Here is a 1,787-nt window from a genome sequence, read left to right on the forward strand (position 1 = left end):
GGCGAAGGCCAGGGCGTCGCCGACCAGCTGGTCGAGGGTGTAGTGCTCGACGCCGTCCGGCCGCGCGCCCGCCGCGTACCCGCGCTGGTCGACGGCCACCGCGCGGTAACCGGCCTCGCCGAGCGCGTGCAGCTGCTCGGTCCACGCGTCGGCGAACTCGGGCCAGCCGTGCAGGAAGAGCGCGAACTCGCCGTTCGCCGGCCCGGCCGCGAGCGCGCTGTGCCGCCGGTCGCCGACGGCGATCGTCAATTCTTCCAGCGCGCCGGGTGCCCCGGCATCCGTCGGTGCGACGGCGAATTCCATGGCGCCCAGGCTAGAACGGGGCCGCCGGGAGAGCTACGGGGAGAAGGGCAGTTTTGCCACCCTTTTGCCTCCCACGTGGCCTGGCTCACAGAATTTTCGCTCGGTCGAGCGAAAATTCCGTGACCGGGTGGTGACTCAGTTCTTCCAGACCACGGGGGACTTGTCGTAGCCGTCGCCCTTGTCGAAGGTCGCCGCTTCCACCGTCGAACCCTCGCGGGCGCCCTGCAGCGTGCAGGTCTCGAACTTCGCGCCCGCCGTCGTGAAGTCCTTGCCCGCGGTGGCGGACTTGCAGCTGTCGGTGCTGCCGGTGATGATCACGCCGGTCGAGCGGCCGTCGGCGCCGAGGGCGCGCAGGTTCACCGACGCGTACGACAGGTCGGCGCCGTCGACGTTCTCGACCGTCGCGCGCAGGTAGTACGGCGTGATGCCCTTGGCCTTGTCGCCGTACTTCGCCAGGTCCGCGTTCGCGCCCTTGTCGATCGCCGTCACGGTGATCGCGATGGTGCCGGACTTGTTCGTGCCGTACTTGAACGGGACCACCGCGCGCTCGCCGACCTTCAGTTCGGTGCCGGGCTTGGTGACGTCGCCCGCCGGGGCGGCCGCGGCCGTCGACGACTCGGTGGCGGCCGGCGACGGGGCGGCCGAGGTCCCGGACGGCGTGGCGGGAGTCGCCTGGCCGGACTCACCACCACACGCGGAAAGCAGGAAGGCGGCGCCGATGGCGGCGAGCAGGGCGGTGGTGCGGACGTGCTTCATGGATCTCCTCGTGCAGCCCGCCGGACGGGTTCCGGCGGGGCGGAGCCGGAGCGCCGCGGCCGGCCCCCAGGACAGTCGCGGCAACCCGGCGGGGCGCCCTCGCGGCTCCGTCAGCGGGACGCTAACCCGGATGCCGCACCGGCGGTATGGGCTGTTTGTACCACACGCGGGGTTCACAGATCGTCGACTCCGATCAGGCCGTCCTGGATGGCGCGCGCGACGAGCGCGGCCTTCGTCGGCGCCTCCCGGCCGATGCGCGCGTACTTGACGCGGATCCGTTCGAGGTGCGAATTCACCGTGCTGGGTGATATCCCGAGCCGGAGCGCGACGAACTCCTTCGACTCGGACTGGAACCACTCGACGAGCACCTCGGCCTCGCGCGCCGAGAGCGCGGGCCGCGTCTCCGACCGGTCCCCGGCGAGCGCCCCGGCCAGCGACGGCGGCGTGTAGGGCCGGTCCTGCGCCGCGGCCCGCGTCGCCTCCACCAGGTGATCGGCGCCTTCGGCCTTCGTCAGGAAGCAGAGCGCGCCGAGTTCGAGGCACTGCAGCGCGACGTCGTCGTCCGAGCGCATCGAGTAGACGACGACCCGGCGCCCGGCCTCGGCCAGCCGTCGGAGGTCGCCGAACGCGGGCGCGGGGCCGCCGAGGTGCAGGTCGAAGATGACCACGTCGGCGGTCGCGCCCGGGCCCAGCCAGGCGGCCTTGACGTCCTCGCCGTCCGCGACGAC

At 72.5% G+C, this 1,787-nt stretch carries 3 protein-coding genes; all 3 read right to left on the bottom strand.

Annotated features, from left to right (window positions below; genetic code table 11):
• Positions 1–303 (bottom strand): alpha/beta fold hydrolase (locus tag G3I65_RS13410; protein WP_375336678.1); only part of this gene is annotated, 303 nt, incomplete at its 3' end.
• A gap of 135 nt (positions 304–438) precedes the next feature.
• The gene (locus G3I65_RS13415) at positions 439–1,059 is read right to left on the bottom strand and encodes a hypothetical protein (RefSeq protein ID WP_160696396.1); all 621 of its coding nucleotides are present in this window, start codon (positions 1,057–1,059) and stop codon (positions 439–441) included.
• A 173-nt stretch (positions 1,060–1,232) separates the two neighbouring features.
• Positions 1,233–1,787 (bottom strand): response regulator transcription factor (locus G3I65_RS13420; RefSeq protein WP_160696397.1); only part of this gene is annotated, 555 nt, incomplete at its 5' end.

This window comes from Amycolatopsis sp. SID8362, assembly GCF_010550475.1.
GTDB lineage: Bacteria > Actinomycetota > Actinomycetes > Mycobacteriales > Pseudonocardiaceae > Amycolatopsis > Amycolatopsis eburnea.

Coding starts and splice junctions, on each gene's coding strand:
- G3I65_RS13415 (WP_160696396.1), bottom strand. CDS start 1,059: ATGAAGCACGTCCGCACCACCGCCCTGCTCGCCGCCATCGGCGCCGCC.